This is a genomic window from Allocatelliglobosispora scoriae, from assembly GCF_014204945.1.
Taxonomy (GTDB): domain Bacteria; phylum Actinomycetota; class Actinomycetes; order Mycobacteriales; family Micromonosporaceae; genus Allocatelliglobosispora; species Allocatelliglobosispora scoriae.
The window spans coordinates 406,870-432,041 of sequence record NZ_JACHMN010000002.1 but is presented as its reverse complement, the minus strand read 5'-3'; the positions used below and the strand labels follow the sequence as shown (position 1 = coordinate 432,041).

The window sequence follows — 25,172 nt, the reverse complement described above, 5'->3', positions numbered from 1 at the left end:
GCTACGGCTTCACCTCGCCCTCGTAGACCATCGTCGCCGTCGAGGGCAGCCGGAGCGGATTGCTGTGCCAGCTGAGCATCTCCTTGAGCTGCTGGTGCTCGGAGGCCGAGAGCTGGTATCCGTGGTCCGGCGACTGCGGCCGGCCGTGCACCTCCAGGTGCTGGCTCTTGCCGGGGATGATCAGGGCCGACTGGAAGACCCCGACACCGAGGATCTCCGGGATCTCCTGGTTGTCCAGGTAGAGCGCGACGATGCGGTAGCGGCCGGAGGGCAGGACGGAGTGCAGCTGGTCGTTGACGCTCACCGGCTGGTAGCGGGGGCTGTGCTCGTTGGGTCCGTCGATCCGCTCGAAGCCCGCGATCGCCAGCTGCGCGGCGCTCTTCGGCGGCTTCACGAAGGTGATGCGGAACGGCGTGGTCACCTTCGTCTCCATGGTGAAATGGATCTGCCGGGCCAGGTGGTTGTCCTCCGCCCGCTGGCGCAGGCGGGCCAGGCCGAACTGGTCGCAGGCGGTGAGGATCATCTCGATGATCTTCGCCGTGATCGGGTCGAACGCCATGCTGATCGCTCCTGCCTCGGACGTGACGTCTGGCAGGACGGTCACACGCCCGGCACGGTGCCCGGGTATTTCACCCCGGCGCCGGTGTTGAGCAGCACGACCTCGTCGTCGGCCGCGATCCATCCTGCGGCACGTAACTGACGGACGGCGGTGAGGCACGCGGCGCCCTCCGGGCACAGCAGCAGCCCCTCCAGCCGCCCGAACTCCGCCAGGTCGGCGAGCAGGTCGGCGTCGTCGACGGCGATCGCGGTGCCGCCGGTCGCGGCGAGCGCCGCCAGGATCAGCTCGTCGCCGAGCGGGGCGGGCACGGTGATGCCGTATGCCACGGTCCGCGCGTCCGGCCACGGCTGTGCTCGCCGCTCGCCGCGGGCGAAGGCGTCGACGACGGGCGCACAACCAGTCGACTGTACGGCGACCAGCCGCGGCAGCTTGTCGCCGATCCAGCCCAGCTCCCGCAGTTCGAGCAGGGCCTTGTGGATGCCGATCAGCCCGACCCCGCCCCCGGTCGGGTAGAGGATCACGTCGGGCACCCGCCAGCCGAGCTGCTCGACGATCTCGAAGCCCATCGTCTTCTTCCCCTCCAGCCGGTAAGGCTCCTTGAGGGTGGAGGCGTCGAAGATCGCGCCGTCGGCGGCGGCGATGATCCCCGCGATGAGCCGTCCGGCGTCGCTGATCACCCCCTCGACGAGGTGCAGCTCGGCACCGGCGGCGACGCACTCCTGCCGCGTGATCAGCGGGGCGTCGAACGGCATCGCGATCGTGGCCCGCAGCCCGGCCCGCGCGGCGTAGGTGGCCCAGGCGGCCCCGGCGTTGCCGTTGGTGGGCATCGCGACGTGGCGGGCGCCGAGCTCGGCGGCGCGGGAGACCCCGACCGCGGCTCCCCGGGCCTTGAAGGAGCCGGTCGGCATCAGGCCCTCGTCCTTGACGAGCAGCGTGCCGACGCCGGCCAGCGCGGCGTAGCGGTCCGCGCGCCACATCGGTGTGAAGTCCTCGCCGAAGGTGGCGATGCGGGCGCTGTCGCCGACGGGGAGCAGCTCGCGGTAACGCCACAGGTCCGGGGCGCGCCCGGCGATCGCGGCGGGGTCGACGGCCTTGCCGGCGGCGGCGAGGTCGTAGCGGGCGAGCAGCGGCGATCCGCAGCGGCAGAGGTTCTGCAGCCGGTCGCTGTCGTGCTGGGCGCCGCAGCGCGGGCACTCGAGGTGCGTCAGGAACATGCCCACCATCATCGCCGATCGACGACCGCAGGAAAGATCGCCGCAACTCTTGAAGAGTTGGTCCTAAACCTTAGGACCAACTCTTCAAGAGTTGCGGCGATCTTGTGGTCAGAGCGGGGCGACCCAGTACGGCGAGACGTCCATCCAGCCGTTGCCGGAGGCGCCGTTGAGGCGGCCGCTGCTCCAGGTGGCCAGCGTGTACCAGGACTCGGTGTAGTCCGGGTCGTCGGTCCACCACGACGTCGGGATGGCGTTGAGGATGGCGTTGACCAGCGGGATGTAGGCCCCCTGGTCGGTGATGGTGAGCAGGATGGCGGCGATGGCCTGGGCGAGCTGCAGGTAGTTGGTGTCGCCGTCGTCCTCCATCATCACCACGTCGGCGAGGTTGTACTTGTAGGCCGAGAAGTGCACGAGGAGCTGGTTGGGGTAGTAGGTCGTGCCGTCGTTGTTGAGGTAGGGCTGCTGGACGATGTCGACCTTGGGGTGGCCGTCGAGCCCGAAGCCGCTGACGATGCTGTAGATCTCGGCGTCGCCCTTGATCCAGGGCTCCTCGTCGTCGCTGAGCCGGACCGCGTTGATCTTCGTGGCCCAGTAGCCGGCGTTGAGGCCGGACCGGGTCTGCGCGGTGCCGACACCGCGGGCGGCGAGGGTCTGCTCGACGACGCGGGCGCCGAGCGGCAGCGCCTTGGCCACGTCGACCTCGACGAGCAGGACCGGCCGCTGCGGGACCACGGTGGTGTCGAGCTTGACCTCCGCCCCCGAGGGCTCATAGGCGCTGAGGGCGCCGTCGGTGTCGTCGGTCGGAGCGGCGGCGACGAGCGGGGTGACGCCCTTGGCGAGGGCGGGCAGCATGTCGGGGTGGGCCAGGCGCACCCGCAGCAGGGAGTCGGCGGTCGTCGGCAGCCCCTTGGCGGTCTGGACCGCGTGGTTGGCGGCGGTGCGGGCGGTGGCGAACTGCGTACCGAGGGAGAGGTTCGCCAGGTCGACGGGGGCGGCGGCGACCGCGGCGGTGACCCGCGACCGGGCCGCGGGGGTGGCCAGGGTCCCGGCGAGGCGGCGGGCGAGGCCGTCGGTGATCGAGGCGACCGACTCCGCGCCGGTGGGGACGCCGGCCTGCGCGGGGGCGGGCAGGGCGACGGCGAATGATGCTGCGAGGGCGAGCAGCGGCAGCGCGGCGCGGCGTGCGGTGGGTGGATACACGCGGACTCCTTAGCGTCGGGGCGCCGCCGGTCGGCCACGCACCAGCCAATCCAGATATCGCTAAGTATCGATTAGAAAAGCCCGCTGCGGCAAGGGGAAGGCGGGTTCACCTCGCCAAATGGCCTGATATAGGAGGCTCTCGGACCTGATGCCGCAATCGCAAAAATTGCGGTAGAGTGCGGCGATCGCGGGGTCATTGAAGTATGAGCATACCTGTGAAGGCCGATGGGTGCGATGAGAAGCAGAGCAACGACGGTGATCGTGGCGGCGATCGCAGTCGGCGTCATCGCCCATGCTCTCGGCCGGGACAACCCGGTCCTCGCCGTCGTCATCGACGACGGCGCGCAGCTCGCAGCCGGTGTCGCCGCGATGGTGAGCTGCTGGCACCACGGGCGGCTGGAACGCGCGCGCCAGCGGGTGTGGCGGTGGCTGCTCGCCGTCGGCTTCGCGGGATGGACCGTGGGCCAGGCCATCTGGACGTGGTACCAGACCTTCGGCGGCGTCGGCCTGCCCTCGCCGTCCTGGGCCGACGTCGGCTACCTCACGCTGCCGCTGTTCGCCCTGGTCGCGGTGCTCGTCTACCCCGCGCAGTCGCTGACCGCCCAGTCCGGCGGGCGCCGGTCCGAGCGGCACCTGGCGCGCAGCGTGCTGGTGATGGACGGGCTCGTCGTGGTCGGCTCGCTCTTCCTGCTCGCGTGGACGATCGTGCTGCGGTCCATCGTGGAGTTCGGTGCGCCGACGCCGGCCGAGTTCGCGGTCGCGATCGCCTACCCGGTCTCCGACCTCGTCCTGGTGACGATGGTGGTGCTGCTGATGGTCTTCCGCCGCAGCACCCCCGAGCAGCGGGCCACCCTGTGGGTGCTGTGCCTGGGGCTCGTCGCGCTCTCCGCCTCGGACGGCATCTTCGCCTTCCTGGTCAGCCGGGGCGCCACCGAGATGCCGCCCATCTACGACATCGGCTTCATCGCCGGTCCCGCCCTCGTCGCGGTGGCCGCCGCCGACCGGGGCGGACGCGCTGCGGTCGCCGGTGCCCGCCCGGCCTCCCCGACCGGGGACCTCGGACACCTGCTGCTGCCCTACGCCCCGCTCGGCGCCGCCGTGGCGCTGGTCTTCACCCAGATGATCCGCGGCCAGACCCTCGACGACGTGGAGAGGTACGTCGGGCTCATGCTGATCGTGCTGGTCCTGGCACGGCAGCTCATCACGCTGCTGGAGAACCGGATCCTGCTGACCCGGGTCCACGACAGCCAGGCCGGCCTGCACTACCAGGCCTTCCACGACCCGCTGACCGGGCTCGCCAACCGCTCGCTCTTCCAGGAGCGCCTCGCCGCGGCCGTCAGCCGGCACCGCCGCGATCAGCAGCGGGTCGGGCTGCTCTTCGTCGACCTCGACGACTTCAAGCGCATCAACGACAGCCTCGGGCACGCCGCCGGCGACGTGGTGCTGCAGGGGGTCGGGGACCGGCTGCGGGCCTGCGTCGGCGGCGACGACACCGTGGCGCGCTACGGCGGTGACGAGTTCGCGGTCCTGCTGCACGACAGCGACGACCCCGAGCAGGTCGGGGAGATGATGCTCGCCGCGCTGCGCCGCCCGTTCCGGATCGCCGGCCACCAGGTGACCGTGGGCGCGAGCATCGGCGCCGTCGTCACCGGCGCCTCCGAACCCGACCTCACCGCCGACGCGCTGCTGCGCCGGGTCGACGTCGCCATGTACAACGGCAAACAGGCGGGCAAGGGCGTCCTCGTCGTCTACCGCGAGGAGCTGACCGGGCTCGCCCACCCCGACCTGTCGACGCTGCTCGCCGCGGCCCTGCACGGCGACCCCTACGCGGGCACGATCGATGTGCACTACCAGCCCATCGTGCGGACGAGCGACGGCGCGGTGGTGGCGCTGGAGGCGCTGGCCCGATGGTTCAGCCCGGTGCTGGGCTCCGTGTCGCCCCAGGTCTTCGTCATCGCGGCCGAGCGCTCCGGCCTCGTCGCGGAGCTCGACGACCTCGTCCTGGACCGCGCGTGCCGCGACCTGGCCAAGATCTCCTCCGGGCAGCCGGACGAGCTCGCGGTGCACGTCAACGTCTCCGCGAGCCGGCTCGGCGGGCCCCGGCTGGAGTCCTCCGTCCGCCAGGCGCTCGACACCCACGGGCTGCCCGGGCACCGCCTCGTCCTGGAGATCACCGAGACCAGCCAGATCAGCGACCTCGAAGCCGCCGCGGACTCGACCTACCGGCTGCGCGACCTCGGGGTGCGGTTGGCGCTGGACGACTTCGGCACCGGCTACAACACCCTCGCCCACCTGCACGCGCTCGCGATCGACATCGTCAAGCTGGACCGTGAGCTCACCGCCTCCGACGGCCACGGGCACGGCAGCTCGCGCAGCGAGGCGCTGGGGCGGTCGGTCGTCACCATCGCGCAGGCCATGGGCATCTCGGTGATCGCGGAGGGCATCGAGACGGCCGACCAGGTCTGCACGCTGACGAGGTGGGGCTGCAACCTCGCCCAGGGCTACCTCTACGGGCGGTCCCAGCCCCTGGAGTCACTGACCCTCGGCCCGGACCGCCCGTAGCGCGCCCGGATCAGTTCGGGATCAGGCCGAAGATCGTCGCCGGGGAGCCGGAGCCGTTCTTGTTGCGCGTCCCGCCGACGAGGACCCAGGCGCCCGCGTCCGGGAGCTGCCCGAGATTGGCGAGGTTCTCCAGGCTGATCCGGTGCCGGTCGTAGAGCATAGTCGAGACCGTGTAGTTCTCGTCGATGCCCTGGTCCGGGCCGAAGGTGTCGGTGCCGAGCGCGCCCCGCTTGGCCAGGCGCCCCGACTCGATCAGCCACTGCGCCGCCGCGACGCTGAAGCCGGGCTGGTGGATCAGGCCCTCCTCGTCGAGGTTGGCGTAGGCGGGGGTGCCCCAGCGCCGCTCCCAACCGGTCCACAGGATCACCGCCGCGCCCTGCGGGATGCGCCCGTTGCGGCGCTCCCAGTCCCGCAGGTCGGCCACGGTCGCCGCGTAGTCCGCGTCGTGGGCCGCCTTCGCCCGCACGTCGATCTTCACCGCGGGCAGGAAGAGATCGGCCGGGTCCAGCTCGTCGGCGGAGAGACCGCCCTCCTGGAAGTGGTTGGGCGAACCCCAGTGGGTGCCGGTGTGCTCGCACTCCTTGGCGTATTGCATGTAGAAGCCGTCGACGGGCACCGTGGCCACCGTCTCCAGCGTGAACTCCGGGTCACCCGGGAAGATCGGGGTCTTCGCGGGGTCGTTCACATGGGACAGGAAGACCGGCCTCAGCCGGTCCAGCCGCAGCCCCGGCGCGGCCGGGCCACCGTGTGCGGCAGCCGGATCCGCGGTGCCCGCCACCACCGCACCGGTGAGCCCCATGGCGCCCATCATCAACCGCCGTCGCCGCATATGCAGGTCCTTCCAAGACATGGATGTGTTTATCACGGTCCATCTAACGAGCCGCGTGGAGAGCTGACAAGAGGCAGTTGCGACCGGCGAATGCAGCTGACCGGATGGCGTGATCGGATGACCGGCCGCGTACCGGGGACCGGATCGGCAGAATGTGCGCCGGCGGTGGCCGTCAGCCCGTTGCGTCCTGAGTGGACTGGGGCTCGCCGGTGGCGCCCGCCTCGGCCGTCGGCGACGGCGGATCCTCCGACGGCTGCGGCGCCGAGCTGGTGGGAGCCTGGCTCGGCGGCGCCGCGCTGCGGGTCGGGCTGATGCTCGGCTTCGCCGATGCGGTGGCGGTCGCCCGGGTCCGGCTGGCCCTCACCGAGGTGGGCACGGCGGTGGTGGCGGCGGCGGTGCCGCTGGGCCCGGGTCCGGGACCGAGGCCGGTAGGGTCGGCGAAGGCCATCACACCGGCTGCGGCGCCGAGGACCAGCGCGATCCCGGCGAGACTCGATCCCACCCGGTGCCGGGAGATGAAGGACGGGTGCGGCTGGGTGTGGCGCCCGGTCAGCGCCGTCGGCGTGTCCCGCCGCAACATGTGCGGCTGCACCGCGGCGGCTGCGGCGATGGGCCGGCCGTCCATGGCCGCGGTGGTCGCGACCCGTCGGGTGCTGATCGCCCGCGCGGCGTCGGCCATCTCGGCGGCTGTCCGGTAGCGGTCCGCGGGGTCCTTCGCCATCGCGGTGGCGACGAGCTCGCGTAGCCCGGCCGGGACGCTGTAGGGCAGCGGCTGCGGTGCGCCGTCGAGGTGCAGCATGGCGATGGCGAGCGCGGTCGTGCCGTCGAAGGGCGGCTGCCCGGCCAGGCAGTGGTAGGCGACCGCGCCGAGGGCGTAGATGTCGATGCTCGGCGTCGCGTCGCGCTGGGTGATCTGCTCGGGCGCCATGTAGAGGGCGGTGCCGACCACCTGGCCGGTCGCGGTGAGGCTGAGGTCGGTCGCGGCGCGGGCGATGCCGAAGTCCACCAGCAGGACGCGGCCGTCGGGCTCGATCAGCAGGTTGGCCGGCTTCACGTCGCGGTGCACCACGCCCGCCTGGTGCGCCGCGTGCAGCGCCGCCGCGGCCTGCGCGACGATCGAGATCGTCTGCGCGGGGTCCAGCGGCCCGGACGCGATGCGGTCGGAGAGCGGCTCGGCGTCCAGAAAGGGCATCACCAGGTACGCCCGGTGGCCGCGCCCGTCGACGTCGGACTCGCCGTAGTCGTAGATCTCGATCACGCCGGGATGGTGCAGGGAGGCGAGGGTGCGGGCCTCGGCCCGGAAGCGCTGCCCGAATCCGGGGTCACCGTGCAGGCTGGACAGCAGCACCTTCACCGCCACGATGCGAGCGAGCACGGTGTCGGTGGCCCGCCAGACCGCGCCCATGCCGCCGGCGGCGATCTGTTCGTCGAGCCGGTAGCGGCCGTCGAGGACGTCACCAGGTATCAGCATCCGAACCTCATACCCACTACCGGCGGCTGCCATGCCACCCGGCTCGACAAGAACTCCATGTGGCACGACGCGCGGTGCGGCCGCATTATCCCTCGGTGGGCCGAATGTCGTCGCCGCCCGTGGGCCTCCGGTTACTGAGAGGTCATCAATTCATCTGCGTCATTCTGTTGTCCGGACAATCATTCGGCGATCATCAATGATGTCACGGACTGCCATTCACCGGATTCTTCCCGGGTGAAGATCCTGCGTCGAATGTGAACGGATGCCTGAGACAAGTCGGCAGCTCAATGAAGCCTTGACTCCCGGACATGACGGGAATTGACAGCCCTGTGACTCGTCGATAATGTGTGCGCTTTGCGGGTGCCAGTAATCCGTGTAGATACGCAGATTGCTGGCATGTTAATCGCTGCGTTGCGTCTGCGTAGCCGACACTTTGGACACTGGATTGACTATCACAGAGTTTGCGATGCGAATTCCGGGCGGGCTCCCGGAATCGACGGTCGACTATGACCGGCAGCTGCACGGAATACACCGACTGCAGCGCGCCGAGTTCATCGTCGATCCGCGTCGATACTTTGCGGCAATCGCTCCGCTCGGTCCGCTCTTCCACGACCAGGTGGGCGGTGTCTGGGTGTGCTCCGGCTACGCCGAGTCCGACGCCATCCTGCGCGACCACCGCCGGTTCTCCTCGGCCCGCAGCCACACCGCCGGCGCTCGGTCCATCGGCGCGATGCTCGCCGACCAGCTCCTCTTCACCGACCCGCCACGCCACGACGACCTGCGCGGCGCCGTGCGCGCCCAGTTCGCCGCCTCCCGCATCCGCGAGCGCGACCAGGCGATGCGGGAGATGGTCGACTCCGTCCTGCGGACCCTGCCGAGCACCGGCTCGCTCGACCTCGTCGACGACTTCGCCGCGAAGCTCCCCAGCATGCTGATCGCGTCGCTGCTGGGGATGCCGGGGCGCGAGGCCGACCTGAGCCGCTGGGCGGAGGCCTACGAGACGCTGCTCGGCAGCCTCAGCACCCTGCCGGACATCCGCGACGAGTCGGTGATCCCGGTGCTGCAGGAGGCGATGGCGGAGTTCCGGGGCGAGGCCGAGCGGCGCGCCGGACAGGGCCGCGACGACCTGATCGGCTCCCTCGTCGACGGCCTGGGCACCGAGGCGCCCGCCCTCGACGCGATCGCGGCCAACTGCGTCGTGCTCGTCGGCGGCGGATACCAGACCCTGACCCACCTCGTCACCACCGGGCTGCTCCTGCTCGACCAGCACCCGGCGCAGCAGCGGCTCCTGCGGGCCGACCCGGAGCTCGTCGGCGGCGCGATCGACGAGTTCATGCGCCTCGACGGCTCCAGCCAGTATGTCGCCCGTCGCGCCACCGTGGACGTCGAGCTCGCCGGGCAGCACATCCGAGCCGGCCAGACCGTGCTCGTCCTGCTCGCGGCGGCCAACCTGGACCCGCGTACGTTCGCCGACCCCGAGCGCCTCGACATCCACCGCACGGGCTCCCGGCACCTCGGCTTCGGCTCCGGTCGCCACTACTGCATCGGCGCCCCGTACGCCGAGCGCATGGCCCGCTGGGCGATCCTCGGCTTCCTCGACCGCTACCCGCACTACCGGCCCGCGACCGGCGAGGGCGCCCAGGTCTGGGGCCACCACCCCAACACCCGCTGCCGTGCCCACGCCCGCGTCGTCATCGACCCGCCCGTCGCGGCCGTCTCCGACCGGCCCACCGCGTCGGTCGAGCACCAGGTGACGATGCAGTGGAACGACACCGCCGCACCGCTGGGCCCCGCCGCGCTGTGGCACGACGTCTTCGCCCACCGGGCCCGGCTCGCCCCCGACGACATCGCGGTCGACGAGGCCGGTCGCGGCTACACCTACGCCGACGTCGACCGCCGGGCGAACGCGCTCGCCAGGGTGCTGCGCGGCCGGGGCGTGCAGCCCGAGTCGATCGTCGGTGTCGTGATGGACCGGTCGGTGGACTTCGTCATCTCGGTGCTCGCCGTCGCCAAGGCCGGTGGTGCGTTCCTGCTCTCCGAGATCGACTGCCCGGCCGAGCGGCTGCGCACCATGGTGGCCGACGCCGGCGTCGCGCTGCTGCTCACAGACTCCCGGGGTCACGCGGCTCTCCACGCGGACCTCGGGACACCAATCCTCGTCGTGGACACCTCCGGTGCCGCCGAGGAGCCGCCCGTCACCGGTGCCACGGCCGGGACCACGGCGTACGTCGTCTTCACCAGCGGCACCACCGGGCGGCCGAAGGCGATCGCCGTCGACCACGAGGGCGCGGTCAACCTGCACGTCGGGCACCGCCGGGTGATGCGAGCCGGGCCCGGGGACCGGGTCCTGCAGTTCCTCTCGCCCAACTTCGACGGCTGTGTCCACGACCTGCTGCTATCGCTGCTCGGCGGCGCGACGCTGGTGGTGGCGCCGAGCGTGGATCTGATCGTCGGACCGCCGCTGCTGCGGCAACTCCGCGATCGGCGGGTCACCGTGGTGACCCTCACCCCGTCGGTCTGGGCGGCGCTGCCGGAGGATCCGCTGCCCGACCTTCGACTGGGAGCGGCGGCGGGGGAGCGCCTGTCGGCTGCGGTCGTCGCACGCTGGCTCGCGCCGGGCCGCCGCTTCCTCAACCTCTACGGCCCGGCCGAGGCCGCGGTCTGGGCGACGTGGCACGAGTGCGTCGTCGGGGAGGAGCCGCCGATCGGCCGCCCGATCCCCAACAAGCGGATCTACGTCCTCGACGAGCAGCTCCGAGCGGTGCCGGTCGGCGCGGAGGGCGAGATCTGCATCGGCGGCCTCGGCATCGGCCGCTACCTGGGGCGGCCGGACCTGATGGAGGAGCGGTTCCGACCCGATCCCTACGCGCCCGATCGGCGGCTCTACCGCACCGGCGACCGGGGCCGGTGGCGCCAGGACGGCTCTGTCGAATACCTGGGGCGCCGCGACCGGCAGGTCAAGATCCGCGGTCAGCGGGTCGAGCTCGACGAGGTCGAGCGCGTGCTCGAAACGGCTCCCGGCGTCTCCTGCTGCCTCGTCGCCGAGCGCGACGGACGGCTCGTCGCACTCGTCGTGCCGGTCGGCGTCTTCGACGAGGCGGCCGTCCGGGCCCACCTCGCGGCGCGTCTGCACGGCGGGATGGTGCCCGCGGCGTTCAGCATCGTCGACGAGCTGCCGCGCAGCGCCGCAGGCAAGGCCGCGGTGGACGACAGGCCGATCGCCGTCCCGCAGCCGGATCCACGGCATCCGGTGCTGACCCGGCGGGTCGTCGAGATCTTCGCGGGCTGCCTCGGCGTCACCGCCGACCAGATCGGCCGGGACTCCGACTTCTTCACCCTCGGCGGCGACTCGCTCGCCATCGCGGGGCTGCTCGCGGGGTTGGAACACGCGAGCGGGTCGGCGTTCCGCGACGTCGCGCAGCTGCTCGCCTGCCCCACCCCGGCGGGCATCGCCACCCACCTGCTGTCGGTCGCCGGTGCGAACGGCGAGGGGTTCATGGCGACCGAACGCATACCCACCGAGAAGTGGCGCGAGCTGCCCGATCGCATCGACCCCCCTGAGGTCGAGTCGATCGCGGCGGCCGACCCGATCAGGGTCAGCCACACCTAGACGCGGTCGGGTGACTCCGGTGGCCGAGGCCTACCACGCTGGCGCGAGGGCGCAGGGCACCGGAGATTCACACGATCGTGCGGCCGGCACCTGGCGTCGGCCGCGCGGAGAGCGGGTCACTCCCGGGCTGCTCTCCGATGAACGTGGCGCCGCCGACCGACGGGTCGGCGGCGCCACACCTCATTTATAGCCAATCCGCGCACGATCCGTTGCCCTCCGAGCCCCGCACGTTTTGCAGCAAGGCGTGGTGTAGATCGCGATCTACACCACGCCTTGCTGCAAAACGTGACAGGTGGACTGTCAGCGGGCGGCGAAGGGGATCTGGGGGCGCTCGCTGGTCAGGTCGCCGACGGGGTGCTGCCACAGGCCGCGGCCGCGCAGGATCGGCAGCACACCCTCGCCGAACCAGTACGCCTCCTCCACGTGCGGGTGTCCGGAGAGGATGAACTCGCTGATGCCGAGGTCGGCGTACTCGGCGATGCGGTCGGCGATCTCTGTGTGGCTGCCGACGAGAGCCGTCCCCGCCCCGCCCCGGACCAGACCCACGCCGGCCCAGAGGTTCGGCGCGATCTGGAGGTCGTCACGGCGCCCGCCGTGCAGGGCGAGCATCCGCCGCTGCCCCTCGGACTCGCTGCGCGCAAGGCCCGCCTGGACTCCTGCGATGTCGGCGTCGCTGATGCCTTCGAGCAGCTTGCGGGCCTGCGCCCAGGCCTCGTCGGCGGTGTCGCGGGCGATGACGTGCAGCCGGATGCCGAAGCGGATCTCGCGCCCCTCCTCGGCGGCGAGCTGCCGGATCCAGGCGAGCTTCTCGGCGACCTGCGCTGGCGGCTCGCCCCAGGTGAGGTAGACGTCGGCGTGCTTGGCCGCGACCGGCCCGGCGGCCTTGGACGACCCGCCGAAGTAGATCGGCGGCACCGGGTCCGGCACCCGGGGCACCGTGGCGCCCTCGACCCGCAGGTGCTCGCCGGTGAAGTCGACCGGGGCACCGCCGCGCCACAGACTGCGTACGACGTGCAGGAACTCGTCGGCGCGGGCGTAGCGGGCGTCCTTGTCGAGGAAATCGCCGTAGGCCCGCTGCTCGTGCGCTTCGCCGCCGGTGACCACGTTGAGCAGCAGCCGCCCGTTGGAGTGCCGCTGGAACGTGGCGGCCATCTGCGCGGCGAGGGTGGGGGAGAGAAGCCCGGGCCGGAACGCGACGAGGAACTTCAGCCGCTCGGTGACCTCGGTGAGCATCGCGGTGGAGAGCCACGCGTCCTCGCACCAGGCCCCGGCCGGGGTGAGCGCGCCGACGAAGCCGAGCTGCTCGGCCGTCCGCGCGATCTGGCCCAGGTAGGCCAGCGTCGCCGGCCGGGCACCGCCGGCCACTCCGGCGGGCAGGCCGTGCCCGCCACCGACGATGAACCGGCTGTCGCCGTAGGTGGGCAGGAACCAGTGGAACGTGAGCGTCATGGTGCTTTCTCCTGTGCGGGGCGGTTCAGAGCAGCCCGTGCCGGGGCGGCAGGGTGCCGGTGAGTGCGGCCCGGCCGAGGTGCTGGACCTTCCAGCGGACCGGGTCGTGCAGGGTGTGCGTGCGCGCGTTGCGCCAGTGCCGGTGCAGGTTGAAGGTGTCGAGGCTGGAGCGGGTCCCGGCGACCTCGAAGAGCGCGCCGGCCAGGGAGTTGGCGGCCCGGTCGGAGTAGGCCTTCGCGGCGGCCACGGCGAGCGACGCCCGCCCGGCCGAGTCGTCGTCGAGCGCTGCGGCGGCCGTGTCGATCTCCCTCGCGGCGGTGGTTAGCAGCGCGTGCGCCGCCCGCAGCTCCAGCGACAGCTCGCCGAAGCGCTGCACGAGCAGCGGATCCTCCACGGCCGTCTCGACGCCGGCTTCAAACCAGGGCCTCGTCTTGGTACGCACGAAGTGCGCCGCCTCGTCCAGCGCCCCCTCCGCGATCCCGACGTCGATCGCCGCGTGCAGCACCTGCGCGAACGCGCCGTAGAGCTGCGGACCGTCGAAGGTGCGGTGCTGGGGGACCACCCGGTCGTCCGGGACGGCGACGTCGAGCAGGTGGACGGTGCCGCTGGCGGTGGTGCGCTGCCCCATCCCGGCCCAGTCGTCGACGACGGTGATGCCCGGGTCGTCGGCGGGGGCGTAGGCGACGTAGAGCTTGTCGTCCTCTCCGCGGGCGAGGATCGCGATCCAGTGCGCGAACAGCGCGCCGGTGGCGTAGTACTTCGTCCCGTTGACCAGGTATCCGCCGCCCTCGACCGGGGTGAGCCGGGTGCGGTAGTCCATCAGGTTCTTGGTGCCGATCTCGGACTGGGCGTTGCCGATGCGCTTGCCGGCGAGGATTTCGCCGAAGAAGAACTTGCGCTGCTCGGGGTCGCCCTGGTGGCGTAGCACGTTGACGTAGACGAAGTGGCTGTGCGGGATCTGCGCGATGTTGGGGTCGGCGGCGGCGAGCAGCCGGAACACCTCCGCGATCGTGGCCGCGCTGACATCGGCGCCGCCGTGTTCGGCGGGGACGGTGATCGCGAGCAGGCCGCTGTCGCTGAGCCGGTCGAGCTCGGCCCGGGGCAGGCGCCGGGTGGCGTCGCGCTCGGCCGCGTCGACGGCGAACTCGGCGGCGAGCCCGGCCGCGACGGCGAGGGCCTCGGCGTCGTCGCGGATCACGTACGCGTGCGGTGCATCAGGGTTTGCTGGTGGTGCCATGCCGCGATGCTGGCACGGCGATGCTGATCAAGGCAATCCATCGAGCGGATAATTCCTATAATTCCCATGGGACATATCAATTAAGTATGTGATCCGGGTCACTTTTGCCTGGACATGATCACTCGCGGCGCCCTACGTTTCTCGCCATGAAGCGGAGCCTGCGCCTGGTCCAACGGCGCTATGTGGACTTTCTGAGGGTGTGCAGCTGCGGCTGTTGATGCCGCCTGCCCCTGTTCTGCGAACCCCACCACTCTCATCCGCACCGCGACCGAAACCAACGCCCAATGCGGGGCTTCCTTCGGCGTACACCCCCATTTTTGTGAAGGGCTTCACCGTGTCCATCCGCAAGTCTGCGCGCCTGCTCGCCGTCACCGCCGTGGTCGGCCTGCTCGCGGCGTGCGCCACCACAGACGGGACCAGCGCGGCCAACGCCGACTCCAGTGCCCGCACCGCCGGCTCCGCCCTCAACGCCGAAGGAACGCCGGCCGACGGCGGCACCCTCAACCTGTCGATGTCGGCAGACCCGCTCTGCCTCGACCCGCACGCGATCTCCTCCGATGTGGAGCAGATCTTCGGGCGCATCCTCACCGACAACCTCGTCTACCTCGACAAGGACGGCAACCCGTCGCCGTGGCTCGCCGAGAAGTGGGAGATCTCGCCGGACGGCAAGACCTACACCTTCCACCTGCGCACGGGCGTCACCTTCAGCGACGGCGCGGTCTTCGACGCGCAGGCGGTCGTCACCAACTTCGAGCACATGCTCGATCCGGACACCCGCTCGCCGCTCGCCGGGCCCTACATCGCGCCCTATGTGGACAGTAAGATCATCGACGCGCAGACGCTGGAGGTGCACCTCCAGCAGCCCTACTCGCCGTTCCTCGACGTGCTCGCCCAGGGCTGGCTCGGCCTGCTCTCGCCCAAGGCGATCAAGGAGAGCACCCCGGCGCAGCTCTGCGAGAAGCCGGTGGGCTCCGGTCCGTTCGTGCTGACCGGATACACCAAGACGCAGGGCGCCACCTTCGTCAAGCGGCAGGGCTACACGTGGGCGCCGCCGCTGCTCGGCGCCACCGGCCAGCCGCACCTCGACGGGATCAACGTCTCCTGGGTCGGCCAGGACGCCGTCCGGTTCAACTCGCTGACCAGCGGGCAGTACCAGGCGACCGGCTACGTCCCGGCGCAGAACGCCGCCGCGGTGAAGGCGAGCACCGGGCTCGTCTACTCCAACGTCAACCGGATCGGCCTGCCCTACACGATCGAGTTCAACACGACGCGGGCGCCGTTCGATGACATCAAGGTGCGGCAGGCCTTCGTCGCCGCGGTCAACCGCGAGGCGGTCGTGAAGACGGTCGGCTTCGGTGAGCGGCAGCTCGCGACGAGCTTCGTCGACCGGGTCACCAAATACTACGACCCGACGGTCACCCTGCCGGGCTTCGACGTCAAGCGCGCCAACGAGCTGCTCGACCAGGCCGGCTGGACCGCCAAGGACGCCGAGGGCTACCGGACCAAGGGCGGCAAGCAGCTCATCGTGCAGTGGCCGGTCGGACAGACCGCGACGATCAGCCCGATCTTCGACCTCATCCAGGCGCAGGTGAAGGCCGTCGGCATCAAGGTCAACATCGAGCTCATCCCGAGTGCGCAGCTCACCACCCGCCGCTACGACGGCGACTACGACCTCTCCGCCGGCGTCTGGCACACGAACACGCCCGACGTGCTCTACATCAAGTACGCCACGTTCAGCATCCCGAACAAGGCGCGGCTGGGCCAGAACACGTCCCACCTGAGCGATCCTCAGCTCGACGGCTGGCTCGACCAGGCCCGGCAGACCACCGACAAGGTGCAGCTGGCGGACCTCTACGGCAAGGTGCAGCACCGGCTCGCGGAGTTGACGCCCGGATTCCCGGTCTACGACAACTCGGTGCTGTGGGCGTTCAGCTCGAAGCTGCACAACGTCGTCGTGGACACCTCCCACGGCACGCCGTACTTCGCCTACGCCTGGCTGGAGAAGTAGTCATGGGCATCTGGAAGAGGATCGGCACCAGGCTCGTGGCCGGGATCGGTGTGCTCTGGGGGGCGGCGACGCTGTCGTTCATCGCGCTGCACGTGACGGCGGGCGACGCGGCCCTGGCGACCGTCGCCGGTGACGGGGCCAACCCGACACAGGCGGTCCTCGACCGGGTGCGTACCGACTACGGCCTGGACCTCCCGCTCTACCAGCAGTACCTGAACTATCTCGGCAGGCTCCTCACCGGTGACCTGGGTGAGTCCTACCAGCAGCGCGTCTCGGTGGCGAAGGCGATCGGCGAGCAGCTGGGCGAGACGGTACAGCTGGCGCTGAGCGCGGCGGTCGTGGCGGTCGTCCTGGCGGTGGGGGTCGCGATCCTCACCGCCAGGCGGCGGCCGTGGATCCGCTCCACGGCATCCGGGATCGAGCTCGTGCTCACATCCTTCCCCACCTTCGTGCTCGGCCTGGTGCTGCTGATCATTTTCTCGTTCAAGGCGGGCTGGTTCCCGGTCTCCGGCAACGAAGGGTTCGCGGCGCTGGTGCTGCCCACCTTCACCCTGGCGCTGCCGATCGCGGCGACGCTCTCGCAGGTGCTGCGCACGGAGCTGGAGGAGGTGCTGGAGCAGCCGTTCATCCTCACCGCGCGGAGCCGGGGCATGCGCGAGGCGTCGGTGCGCCTCGGCCACGCCCTGCGGCACGCGCTGATCCAGATCGTCACCATGTCGGGCTTCGTCATCGGCGGCCTGCTCGGCGGCGCGGTGATCACCGAGACCCTCTTCGTACGCCGGGGCGTCGGGCAGCTCATGCTCACCGCCACCACGACCAAGGACATCCCGCTCGTGCTCGGCGTCGTCATCTTCGCGGCCACCGTCTACGTCGTGGTCAACCTCATCGTCGACATCGTCTACGGCCTCATCGACCCCCGGGTGGTTACGTCATGACAGTGCTCACCGCCCGGCGGAGCCTGCCGGCTCTCGCGCTGCCGACCCGGCGCTGGCGGTTCCGACCGGGCCTGATCCTCGGCGTCGGCTACCTGGTCCTGCTCGTCGTCGCGGCGATCGCGCCGGGCCTGCTCACCAGCCACGACCCGCTGGAGATCAGCACGGCCGGCGCCTTCGTCCCGCCCAGCGGGGAGCACCTGCTCGGCACCGACCAGTCCGGCCGCGACATCCTCGCCCGCATGATCTACGGCGCGCGGTCGTCGCTGATCATGGGCCTCGGCGCGACCGCGATCGGCGTCACCGTCGGCTCGGTGGTCGGGCTGATCGCCGGACTCGCCAACCGCTTCGTCGAGGGCACGATCATGCGGCTGATCGACGTCACGCTCTCCATTCCCGACCTGCTCATGGCGCTCGTCGTCGTCACGCTGCTCGGCACGGGCACCGTCAACGCGCTCTTCGCGGTCGCCTTCGCGAGCATCCCCTACTATGCCCGGCTGCTGCGGGCGCAGGCCCACGTCGTACGGCGCTCGACCTATGTGGAGGCAGCGACGGCGCTCGGCCTGCGTCGCTGGACGGTGATCCGGCGGCACGTGCTGCCCAACGCCTTCAAACCGCTCATCGGGCTCGCCACGATCGGCATCGGCAACGCGATCGGTGCGGGCGCCTCGCTCAGCTTCCTCGGCCTCGGCACCAAGCCGCCCGCGCCGGAGTGGGGCAACATGCTCTCCCTCGGCATCCAGTACATCTCCAACGACTGGCTGATGGTCGCCATCCCCGGCCTCGCGATCACCCTCACCGTGCTCGCCGTCACGGTCGTCGGCCGCGACCTCAAGCGCCGCTCCGAAGGAAGGGCCGTCTGATGCCCACCCCGCTGATCGAGGTCGAGAACCTCTACGCGGGCTTCGCCGCCCGCCCCACCGCCGTCGACGGCATCTCCTTCACCATCGAGCGCGGCGAGTGCCTCGCGCTGGTCGGCGAGTCCGGCTCCGGGAAGAGCGTCACCGCCCGCACGCTGGTCGGCCTCACCGGCCTCCATTCGCGGGTACGCGCAGAGTCCCTCCGCTTCGACGGTGAGGACCTGCAGGGGCTGGCCGAGAGCCGCTGGCGCCGCATCCGGGGCGCCCGCATCGGCTTCGTGCTCCAGGACGCACTGTCCTCCCTGGACCCGCTGCGCCCGGTCGGTCGGGAGATCGCCGAGCCGCTCAAGCTGCACACAACGCTCACCAAGGTCGCCCGGCAGGCGAAGGTGCTGGAGCTGCTCGCGTCGGTGGGCGTACCGGAGCCGGAACTGCGGGCCGGGCAGTACCCGCACCAGCTCTCCGGCGGCCTGCGGCAGCGGGCGCTGATCGCCTCGGCGATCGCCTGCGGGCCGGAGCTGCTCATCGCCGACGAACCCACCACCGCGCTCGACGCCACGATCCAGGCCCAGATCCTGGCGCTGCTGCAAGAGTTGAAGGCGGCGACATCGCTGCTGATCGTCAGCCACGACCTCTCCGTGGTGGCGCGCCTCGCGGACCGGGTGGCGGTGATGCGCGACGGCAGGATCGTCGAGCAGGGCACCACCGCGCAGGTGCTCCACGACCCGCGGCACGACTACACGAAGGCGCTGCTCGCGGCGGTGCCGGCCACCCATGCCAAGGGCACCCGGCTCTCCTCGGCCGCGCTCGTGCCGCAGCACCGGCTGCTGGAGGAGGGCGAGGGCATCCTGCGGAAGCTGGAGCCGGTCGCCGGGCGGGACGCGGGAGGCGGCGCGGCGGATCGGCTCCGCCCGGCCGACGATCGCCGGCCGAACGGCGGCGACCCCGTCATCTCCGCCCGTGAGCTGGTCAAGTCCTTCGAGGGCCACGACAAGGTCACCCGGACCGTCGTCAGCGGCGTCTCGTTCGACCTGCACCCCGGCGAGACCGTCGGCATCGTCGGCGAATCCGGCTCCGGCAAGACGACGACCGCGCGCATCGTGCTCGGCCTGGAGAAGCCCGACAGCGGCACGGTCAGCCTGCACGGCCGCCGCTGGGACAGCCTGCGCCCGGTCGAGCAGCGCGCCGAGCGGCGGCGGCTCCAGGTCATCTACCAGGACCCGCTCAGCTCCTTCGACCCGCGCTACACCGTCGAGCGGATCATCGGCGAGGCCCTCGGCGTGATCGGCCTGAACGGCTCAGCTCGCCGCGACCGGACCGTCGAGCTGCTGGAACTCGTCAGCCTCGACGCCGACTACCTCAAGCGGCGCCCGTTGGAACTCTCCGGCGGCCAGCGGCAGCGCATCGCCATCGCCCGTGCCCTGGCACCGGAGCCCGAGGTGATCGTCTGCGACGAACCGGTATCGGCGCTCGACGTCTCGGTCCAGGCGCAGATTCTCGACCTCCTCGCCGACCTGCAGGAACGCCTCGGGGTCGCCTACCTGTTCATCTCGCACGACCTGGGCGTCATCCACCACGTCAGCGACCGGGTCCTCGTCATGAAGGACGGCGAGGTGGTCGAGGCGGGCGACGTACGCCAGATCTTCGACGCACCGGCCCACGACTACACCCGGGCGCTGCTCGGTGCCGTTTCGACGCTCGCCCTCTCGAAGTAAGGACAGCACGGCCATGCCCAAGAAGATCCACGTCAACCTCTTCGAGATGAACTGCGTCGGGCACATCTCCCACGGCCTGTGGGTGCACCCGGACAACAACCGGCACCGCTTCAACGACATCGAGTTCTGGACGGAGCTCGCCAAGCTGCTCGAGTACGGCGGCTTCGACGCGGTCTTCCTCGCCGACGTGATCGGCGCCTACGACGGGTTCCGGGGCGGGCCGGAGACGGCGCTGCGCGAAGCCGTGCAGATCCCCAACAACGACCCGCTGCTGCTCATCCCGGCGATGGCGGCGGTCACCCGCAACCTCGGGTTCGCCGCGACCTTCTCCACCACCTACGAGCCGCCGTTCGCGTTCGCCCGGCGGATGTCCACACTGGACCACCTCACCAAGGGCCGGGTCGCCTGGAACGTGGTCACCTCCTACCTGCCCAACGCCGCCCGCAACTTCGGGCTCGCCGACGAGGTCGAGCACGACCAGCGCTACGCCATCGCCGACGAGTACCTCGACGTGCTCTACAAGCTGTGGGAGGGCTCCTGGGACGACGACGCGGTGATCCGCGACGTGGCGAACCGGGTCTACACCGATCCGGCGAAGGTGCGCTACATCAACCACGTCGGCAAGCACTACGTCGTGGCCGGCCCGCACCTGAGCGAGCCGTCGCGGCAGCGTACCCCCGTGATCTATCAGGCGGGCGCGAGCGACGCGGGCCGGGAGTTCGCCGCGAAGCACGCGGAGGCGGTCTTCGTCGGGGGTTTCACCCTCGACGCGGTGCGCGCCAACATCTCCGACACCAAGGACCGGGCCGAGCGGTACGGGCGGCAGCGCGACCACATCAAGTTCCTCGCCGGTGCGGCCGTGATCGTCGGCAAGACCGACGCCGACGTGGAGCGCAAGGTCGAGGAGTTCCGGCGGCTGCGCAGCGTCGACGGTCACCTCGCCCACGCCGGGGCGGGTCTCGACTGGACCCGCTACGACCCGTCCGAACGGGTCGGCGACATCATCGAGCGGCAGGACCCTGGCTTCCAGCGGCTCGGCCGGGGCTTCACTCCGGACCAGACGGTCGGGGAGGTGCTGGAGCGGATCGGCGGCTTCAACCGGGGTCCGTTCTTCGTCGCGGGCACACCGAAGGTCGTCGCCGACGAACTGGAGAAGTGGGTCGACACCGGCGGCATCGACGGCATCAACCTGCGGCAGTTCCTCACGCCTGGAACGGCCGAGGACTTCATCGAGCTCGTGGTTCCGGAGCTGCGCAAACGGGGGCGGTACCGCGAGTCCTATGACGACGGAGAGACGCTGCGGGAGCGGCTCTTCGGTGCGGGGCAGTCGCGGCTGCCCGACGTACACCCCGGTGCGCGCTATCGCGACCCGGCCGCACTCCTCGTTTAGTTGCGTCGCTCAGGAGGAAGCCATGCCCACGATTCTCGCGATCTCCGGGTCGCCCTCGGCCACGTCGAAGACGGCGCGGGTGGTCCGGCACGTCGCCGGAGCACTGCCCTGGGAGGTACGCGAACTCGCCGTCCGGGATCTGCCCGCCGACGTGCTGCTCGGTGCCGATCCGGGGCACCCGGCGATCCTCTCCGTCGCATCGGCGATCGCCGATGCGGACGGGGTGATCGTCGCGACGCCGGTCTACAAGGCGGCCTACAGCGGCGTACTCAAGGCGTTGTTCGACCTTCTGCCGCAGTTCGCGCTGGCGGGCAAGGTCGTGCTGCCGCTCGCGACGGGCGGGACGATCGCGCACGTGCTCGCGATCGACTACGCGCTGCGGCCGGTGCTGAGCAGCATGGGCGCGACGCACATCGTGCCCGGGTACTTCGTCCACGACAAGACGATCATCGAGACCGCGACGGGGATCGAGCTGGACCCGGCGTCACAGGCCCTGCTCGACGTGGTGATCGCCACCTTCGCGGCAGCCCTCCCGGCACCGCGCGTCCCGGCCTAGAAGATCGCCGCAACTCTTCAAGAGTTGGTCCTATCCAGCGTCACGTTTTGCAGCAAAGGGTGCCCTCGCGCGGCGGAACAGCCACGCTTTGCTGCAAAACGTGACACGGGTTCTAACCCTGAGTGGTGATCCAGACGTTGACGATCGTGTGGTTGGCGCAGGGCGTGTAGGAGATCTGGCCGACCTCGGCCCAGTTGCCGTTGCAGATGATGCCGCCGGCGCCGGGCATGAAGTGCTGCTGGAGCATGTTGATCCGGTGCTGCCCGGTCCCGCCGGTGCAGATGCTCTGCGCCCAGTTGGAGCCGTAGGTGATGGTGCAGCCGGTCGGCGCGGCGGCGGCGCCCGTGGCGGTGCCCGCGATGGTGCCCGCGGTGACGACGGCGCAGAGCGACAGGAGAGTCGCGAACCTCGTGGCCTTCATGGCCCTCCTCATTAAATAAGCTTTACAATTGCGCAAACCTTATTTGCCGTGAGAGGGAAACGTCAATACGTCGATGGCGTCACCGGATTCGGTTGGCCACCCAGGTGATGCCGAGGACGGCCGCCACCACCGCGACGGAGATCAGCACCTGGACGCCGTTTCCGTCGCGCGCACCGACGACGGCCACGAAAGCGCCCGTCGCGCTGCCGACCCGGACGAGGATCAGCCATCGATCGCGGAGATAGCTCCACGACTCCTTGTCGCGCTCGTGCTGCTGTCGCTGCCTGGAGATGCTGTCGAGGCGGTCGTAACGGGTGTCCCGCTCCCAGAGCGACTTCCATATGCCCATGGGTCCGCGTCACCGTGGCCGGTCGAACGCCAGGTGGGCACCGAGGACGACCCCGATCATGATGAGGGCGATCAATATCGCACGAACATCTCCCATTGCCGCCCCCAGCATGACCATGGCCGCGCCGAAGCCGCACAGGGCGCGGACGTTGCCCTTGCGCCAGCGGCGGCGGTCGCGCTGATGCTCGTCCTCCGGAGGCCGCCCGATGCCGGGAATGTGGTCGTAACTGGTGTCCCGTTCCCAGAGTGACTTCCATATACCCACGCGCCGATGGTAGGCGGGCGGCGCTCTACGCGTACTGGCTGGCGGGACGGCTCAAACCCAGGTGGTCGCGCAGCGTGGTGCCCGTGTACTCCGTCCGGAAGACACCGCGTCTGCGCAGCTCCGGCACGACGTGGTCGACGAAGATCTCCGCGCCTGACGGGAACATGTCGGGCATGATGTTGAACCCGTCGGCGGCTCCCTTGCGGAACCACTCCTCCAGCGTGTCCGCGATCTGCTCCGGAGACCCCGCCACCAGGCGGTGACCCGAGCGGATCCGGCCGGAGAGCTGGCGGACCGTGAGCTTCTCCCGGCGGGCCAGGTTGATCTGCGCTTCGAAGAAGCCGTGCGAGCCGTTCTCCACCCGGCCCACCTCGCCGATGAGGTGCCACGGCAGCTCGCTGTCGACGTCGAGGTCCTTCGGGTCGAGCTGCAGGCGCTGCGCCATCTGGGAGAGCTGGGATTCGAAGCCCTGGATGTCGTCGAGCTCAGCCTGCCGGGCCAGCGCCTCGGCCTCGGTGCTGCCGATCACGGTCGAGAGGCCGGGCATGATCTTGATGGAGTCGGGGTCCCGGCCGAAGGCGGCGGCGCGGGCGCGCATCTCGCTGTAGAAGGCCTGCCCGTCCTCCAGCGTGGTCTGCGTCGTGAAGATCGCATCGGCGTGGCGGGCGCCCAGCGATTTGCCCTGCTCGGATGAGCCCGCCTGGACGAGCACCGGGCGGCCCTGCGGGGAGCGGGGGATGTTCATCGGTCCGCGGACCGAGAAGTGCGTACCGACATGATCTATGGAGTGGACCTTCGCGGCGTCGGCGAAGACGCCGCGCTCGCGGTCGGCGATGATCGCGTCGTCCTCCCAGGAGTCCCAGAGCTTCACCGCGATCTCGACGAACTCCTCGGCGCGGCCGTAGCGGTCGTCGTGGATCGGCGCACCGGTGAGGCCGAAGTTGCGGGCCGCCGCGTCACCGGCCGTCGTGACGACGTTCCAGGCGGCCCGGCCGCCGGAGATGTGGTCCAGCGACGCGATCCGCCGGGCCAGGTTGTAGGGCGAGTTGTAGCTGGTCGAGGCGGTCGCGATGACGCCGATCCGCTCGGTCGCCAGGGCGATCGCGGTGAGCACGAGGGTCGGTTCGAGCCGACCGGCAGGACCGCCCGCCGGGTTGCCGGCGAGTGCCGGACCATCGGCGAGGAATATCGCGTCGAGGGTGCCGCGCTCGGAGATGCGGCCGATGTTGCGGTAGTAGTCGATGTCTATATAGGACATCGGGTCGACCTCGGCATAGCGCCAGGCGGAGCTGTGTCCGCCGAGGCCGAGGATGTTCATGCCGATGCTCATCTGGCGAGGTGAAGACGCCATGGTTGTGCTCGCTTTCGACGTTAGAAGAGCCCGCTCGTCGGGGGCTCCGCGCCGGTCAGGCGGTAGGCGCCGACGACTGCCGCCTTCCAGAGGCGGGGATTGTGATTGGCGACGGTGCGGGCGTTGCGCCAGTGCCGGTCCAGGTTGTGCTCGCGGGCCGTGGCCGAGCCGCCGCCCACGTCGAAGACGAGCTCCGAAGCTCGCAGGGCGGCCTCTGCGGCGAGGAACTGGGCCTGCGCGACCGTCACCGACGCCGTCGTCAGCAGATCGTTGTCGAAGTCCGCGGCCCAGACCTCGTCGATCGTGCTCGCGGCGGCGAGGATCACCGACTCGGCGGCGAAGGCCCGCGCGGAGATCTCGCCGACCGCGAGCTGCACGTAGGGGTCGTCGACGGACCGCTCGGCACTGCTGTGCCGGATCGGCCGGGCCCGTTCGCGGGCGAAGGCCACGGCGTCGGCGAGCGCGTTGCGGGCGATCCCCGCCTGGACGGCACCCAGGTAGAGCTGCAGGAACGGTGTCACCGGCGACCGGCGGTCGCGCGAGATGGCGCGGTGGCGGATCTCGTGGGCGAAGACCGTCATGTCGTGCAGGTTGGTGGTGCCGCTCGCGGTGAGCCGCTGGCCCATGCCGTCGAAGTCGTCGACGAGCTCCAGCCCTTCGCGGTCGCGGGGCACGATGAAGGAGACCGGCTGGTCGTCGTCGTCGAGGGCGGTCGCGCTCACCCAGTCGGCGTAGAGCGAGCCGGTGCTGTAGTACTTGCTGCCCTTGGCGGTGAAGTGGTCGCCGGCGCGGCTGATCCGGGCACTGATGGCACCGTTGGCGCCGCCGATCTCCCAGCCCGCGTTGCCGACGACGGCGCCGCCGAGGAACCGTCCGAACCACAGCTCGCGCTCGTCGTCGGTGCCGTTGGCCCGCAGCCCTTCGATGAAGGAGAAGTCGGGGCGCAGCGCCTGGGCGATGTTGGAGTCGGCAGCTGCGAGGTCGATGACGAACCGGATCACCTCGCGCACGGTGGAACCGGCACCGCCGTGACCGCGGGGGATGCGGAAGGTGAAGAGCTGCGCATTCGCGAGCTGCCGGATCTGCTCATGCGGCAGGACGCGCAGGCGCTCGCGTTCGGCGGCACCCGCCGCGACCTTCGGCAGGATCCGCGCCGCTCGTTCGAATAGATCAACAACTCGCACGGAAGTAAGTC

Annotated in this window: 20 protein-coding genes; 8 read left to right on the top strand and 12 right to left on the bottom strand. The window is 70.6% G+C overall.

Going from position 1 to position 25,172, the window contains the following annotated elements; translation table 11 throughout:
- Position 1: 1 nt before the first annotated feature.
- The 3 genes from F4553_RS07940 to F4553_RS07930 all read right to left on the bottom strand — a co-directional run bounded on the left by F4553_RS07940 (position 2) and on the right by F4553_RS07930 (position 2,973).
- Entirely contained in the window at positions 2-559 is a 558-nt protein-coding gene (locus F4553_RS07940) for a hypothetical protein (protein WP_184834020.1), read from the bottom strand.
- A gap of 41 nt (positions 560-600) precedes the next feature.
- Entirely contained in the window at positions 601-1,773 is a 1,173-nt protein-coding gene (locus F4553_RS07935) for a threonine synthase (protein ID WP_184834018.1), read from the bottom strand.
- A gap of 108 nt (positions 1,774-1,881) precedes the next feature.
- Positions 1,882-2,973 (bottom strand): DUF3103 family protein, encoded by a 1,092-nt coding sequence (locus F4553_RS07930; RefSeq protein WP_312875133.1) that lies wholly within the window; start codon positions 2,971-2,973, stop codon positions 1,882-1,884.
- A 234-nt stretch (positions 2,974-3,207) separates the two neighbouring features.
- On the opposite strand from F4553_RS07930, the gene F4553_RS07925 reads away from it, so the two are divergent.
- The gene (locus tag F4553_RS07925) at positions 3,208-5,535 is read left to right on the top strand and encodes a putative bifunctional diguanylate cyclase/phosphodiesterase (protein ID WP_184834016.1); all 2,328 of its coding nucleotides are present in this window, start codon (positions 3,208-3,210) and stop codon (positions 5,533-5,535) included.
- A 10-nt stretch (positions 5,536-5,545) separates the two neighbouring features.
- Here F4553_RS07925 and F4553_RS07920 read toward each other — a convergent pair whose 3' ends face one another.
- Both F4553_RS07920 and F4553_RS07915 read right to left on the bottom strand, forming a co-directional pair.
- Positions 5,546-6,385: a cyclase family protein gene (locus F4553_RS07920; RefSeq protein ID WP_246466228.1), complete on the bottom strand. Its 840-nt coding sequence runs from the start codon at positions 6,383-6,385 to the stop codon at positions 5,546-5,548.
- Between the two features lie 151 nt (positions 6,386-6,536).
- The gene (locus F4553_RS07915; protein WP_184834014.1) at positions 6,537-7,835 is read right to left on the bottom strand and encodes a serine/threonine-protein kinase; all 1,299 of its coding nucleotides are present in this window, start codon (positions 7,833-7,835) and stop codon (positions 6,537-6,539) included.
- A gap of 466 nt (positions 7,836-8,301) precedes the next feature.
- Between F4553_RS07915 and F4553_RS07910 the strand changes: the two genes are divergently transcribed.
- Complete coding sequence (locus tag F4553_RS07910) at positions 8,302-11,445, top strand: amino acid adenylation domain-containing protein (protein WP_184834012.1); 3,144 nt, start codon at positions 8,302-8,304, stop codon at positions 11,443-11,445.
- Between the two features lie 300 nt (positions 11,446-11,745).
- On the opposite strand, the gene F4553_RS07905 is transcribed toward F4553_RS07910, so the two are convergent.
- Together F4553_RS07905 and F4553_RS07900 are read right to left on the bottom strand one after the other, a co-directional pair.
- Positions 11,746-12,894 carry an LLM class flavin-dependent oxidoreductase gene (locus F4553_RS07905; RefSeq protein WP_184834010.1) on the bottom strand — a complete coding sequence of 383 codons (1,149 nt, stop codon included), beginning with the start codon at positions 12,892-12,894 and terminating at the stop codon, positions 11,746-11,748.
- Positions 12,895-12,919: 25 nt separating this feature from the next.
- Positions 12,920-14,131, bottom strand: a complete 1,212-nt coding sequence (locus F4553_RS07900; RefSeq protein WP_221469812.1) for an SfnB family sulfur acquisition oxidoreductase — start codon at positions 14,129-14,131, stop codon at positions 12,920-12,922.
- Between the two features lie 334 nt (positions 14,132-14,465).
- On the opposite strand from F4553_RS07900, the gene F4553_RS07895 reads away from it, so the two are divergent.
- From F4553_RS07895 to ssuE, 6 genes are read left to right on the top strand one after another with little or no spacing between them, the layout of a single operon-like run.
- Positions 14,466-16,139 (top strand): ABC transporter substrate-binding protein, encoded by a 1,674-nt coding sequence (locus tag F4553_RS07895; protein ID WP_184834008.1) that lies wholly within the window; start codon positions 14,466-14,468, stop codon positions 16,137-16,139.
- Between the two features lie 2 nt (positions 16,140-16,141).
- The gene (locus F4553_RS07890) at positions 16,142-17,074 is read left to right on the top strand and encodes an ABC transporter permease (protein ID WP_184834006.1); all 933 of its coding nucleotides are present in this window, start codon (positions 16,142-16,144) and stop codon (positions 17,072-17,074) included.
- Positions 17,071-17,934, top strand: a complete 864-nt coding sequence (locus F4553_RS07885; RefSeq protein WP_184834004.1) for an ABC transporter permease — start codon at positions 17,071-17,073, stop codon at positions 17,932-17,934. Before F4553_RS07890 ends, F4553_RS07885 begins: the two co-directional genes overlap by 4 nt.
- Positions 17,934-19,646 (top strand): dipeptide ABC transporter ATP-binding protein, encoded by a 1,713-nt coding sequence (locus F4553_RS07880; protein WP_184834002.1) that lies wholly within the window; start codon positions 17,934-17,936, stop codon positions 19,644-19,646. Before F4553_RS07885 ends, F4553_RS07880 begins: the two co-directional genes overlap by 1 nt.
- A gap of 13 nt (positions 19,647-19,659) precedes the next feature.
- A complete protein-coding gene (locus F4553_RS07875) occupies positions 19,660-21,036 on the top strand; it encodes an LLM class flavin-dependent oxidoreductase (RefSeq protein ID WP_184834000.1) in 1,377 nt (458 codons plus the stop codon).
- 22 nt (positions 21,037-21,058) lie between these two features.
- Positions 21,059-21,592 carry an NADPH-dependent FMN reductase gene (gene ssuE / locus F4553_RS07870; RefSeq protein WP_184833998.1) on the top strand — a complete coding sequence of 178 codons (534 nt, stop codon included), beginning with the start codon at positions 21,059-21,061 and terminating at the stop codon, positions 21,590-21,592.
- 112 nt (positions 21,593-21,704) lie between these two features.
- Here the strand turns inward: ssuE and F4553_RS07865 are convergent, their stop codons facing one another.
- From F4553_RS07865 to F4553_RS42290, 5 genes are all read right to left on the bottom strand, one after another.
- A complete protein-coding gene (locus F4553_RS07865; protein WP_184833996.1) occupies positions 21,705-22,013 on the bottom strand; it encodes a hypothetical protein in 309 nt (102 codons plus the stop codon).
- 79 nt (positions 22,014-22,092) lie between these two features.
- Positions 22,093-22,362, bottom strand: a complete 270-nt coding sequence (locus tag F4553_RS07860) for a hypothetical protein (RefSeq protein ID WP_184833994.1) — start codon at positions 22,360-22,362, stop codon at positions 22,093-22,095.
- 9 nt (positions 22,363-22,371) lie between these two features.
- Complete coding sequence (locus F4553_RS07855; RefSeq protein WP_184833992.1) at positions 22,372-22,626, bottom strand: hypothetical protein; 255 nt, start codon at positions 22,624-22,626, stop codon at positions 22,372-22,374.
- A gap of 25 nt (positions 22,627-22,651) precedes the next feature.
- Positions 22,652-23,956 (bottom strand): LLM class flavin-dependent oxidoreductase, encoded by a 1,305-nt coding sequence (locus tag F4553_RS07850; protein WP_246466226.1) that lies wholly within the window; start codon positions 23,954-23,956, stop codon positions 22,652-22,654.
- A gap of 41 nt (positions 23,957-23,997) precedes the next feature.
- Complete coding sequence (locus tag F4553_RS42290; RefSeq protein WP_221469811.1) at positions 23,998-25,161, bottom strand: acyl-CoA dehydrogenase family protein; 1,164 nt, start codon at positions 25,159-25,161, stop codon at positions 23,998-24,000.
- Positions 25,162-25,172 lie beyond the last annotated feature (11 nt).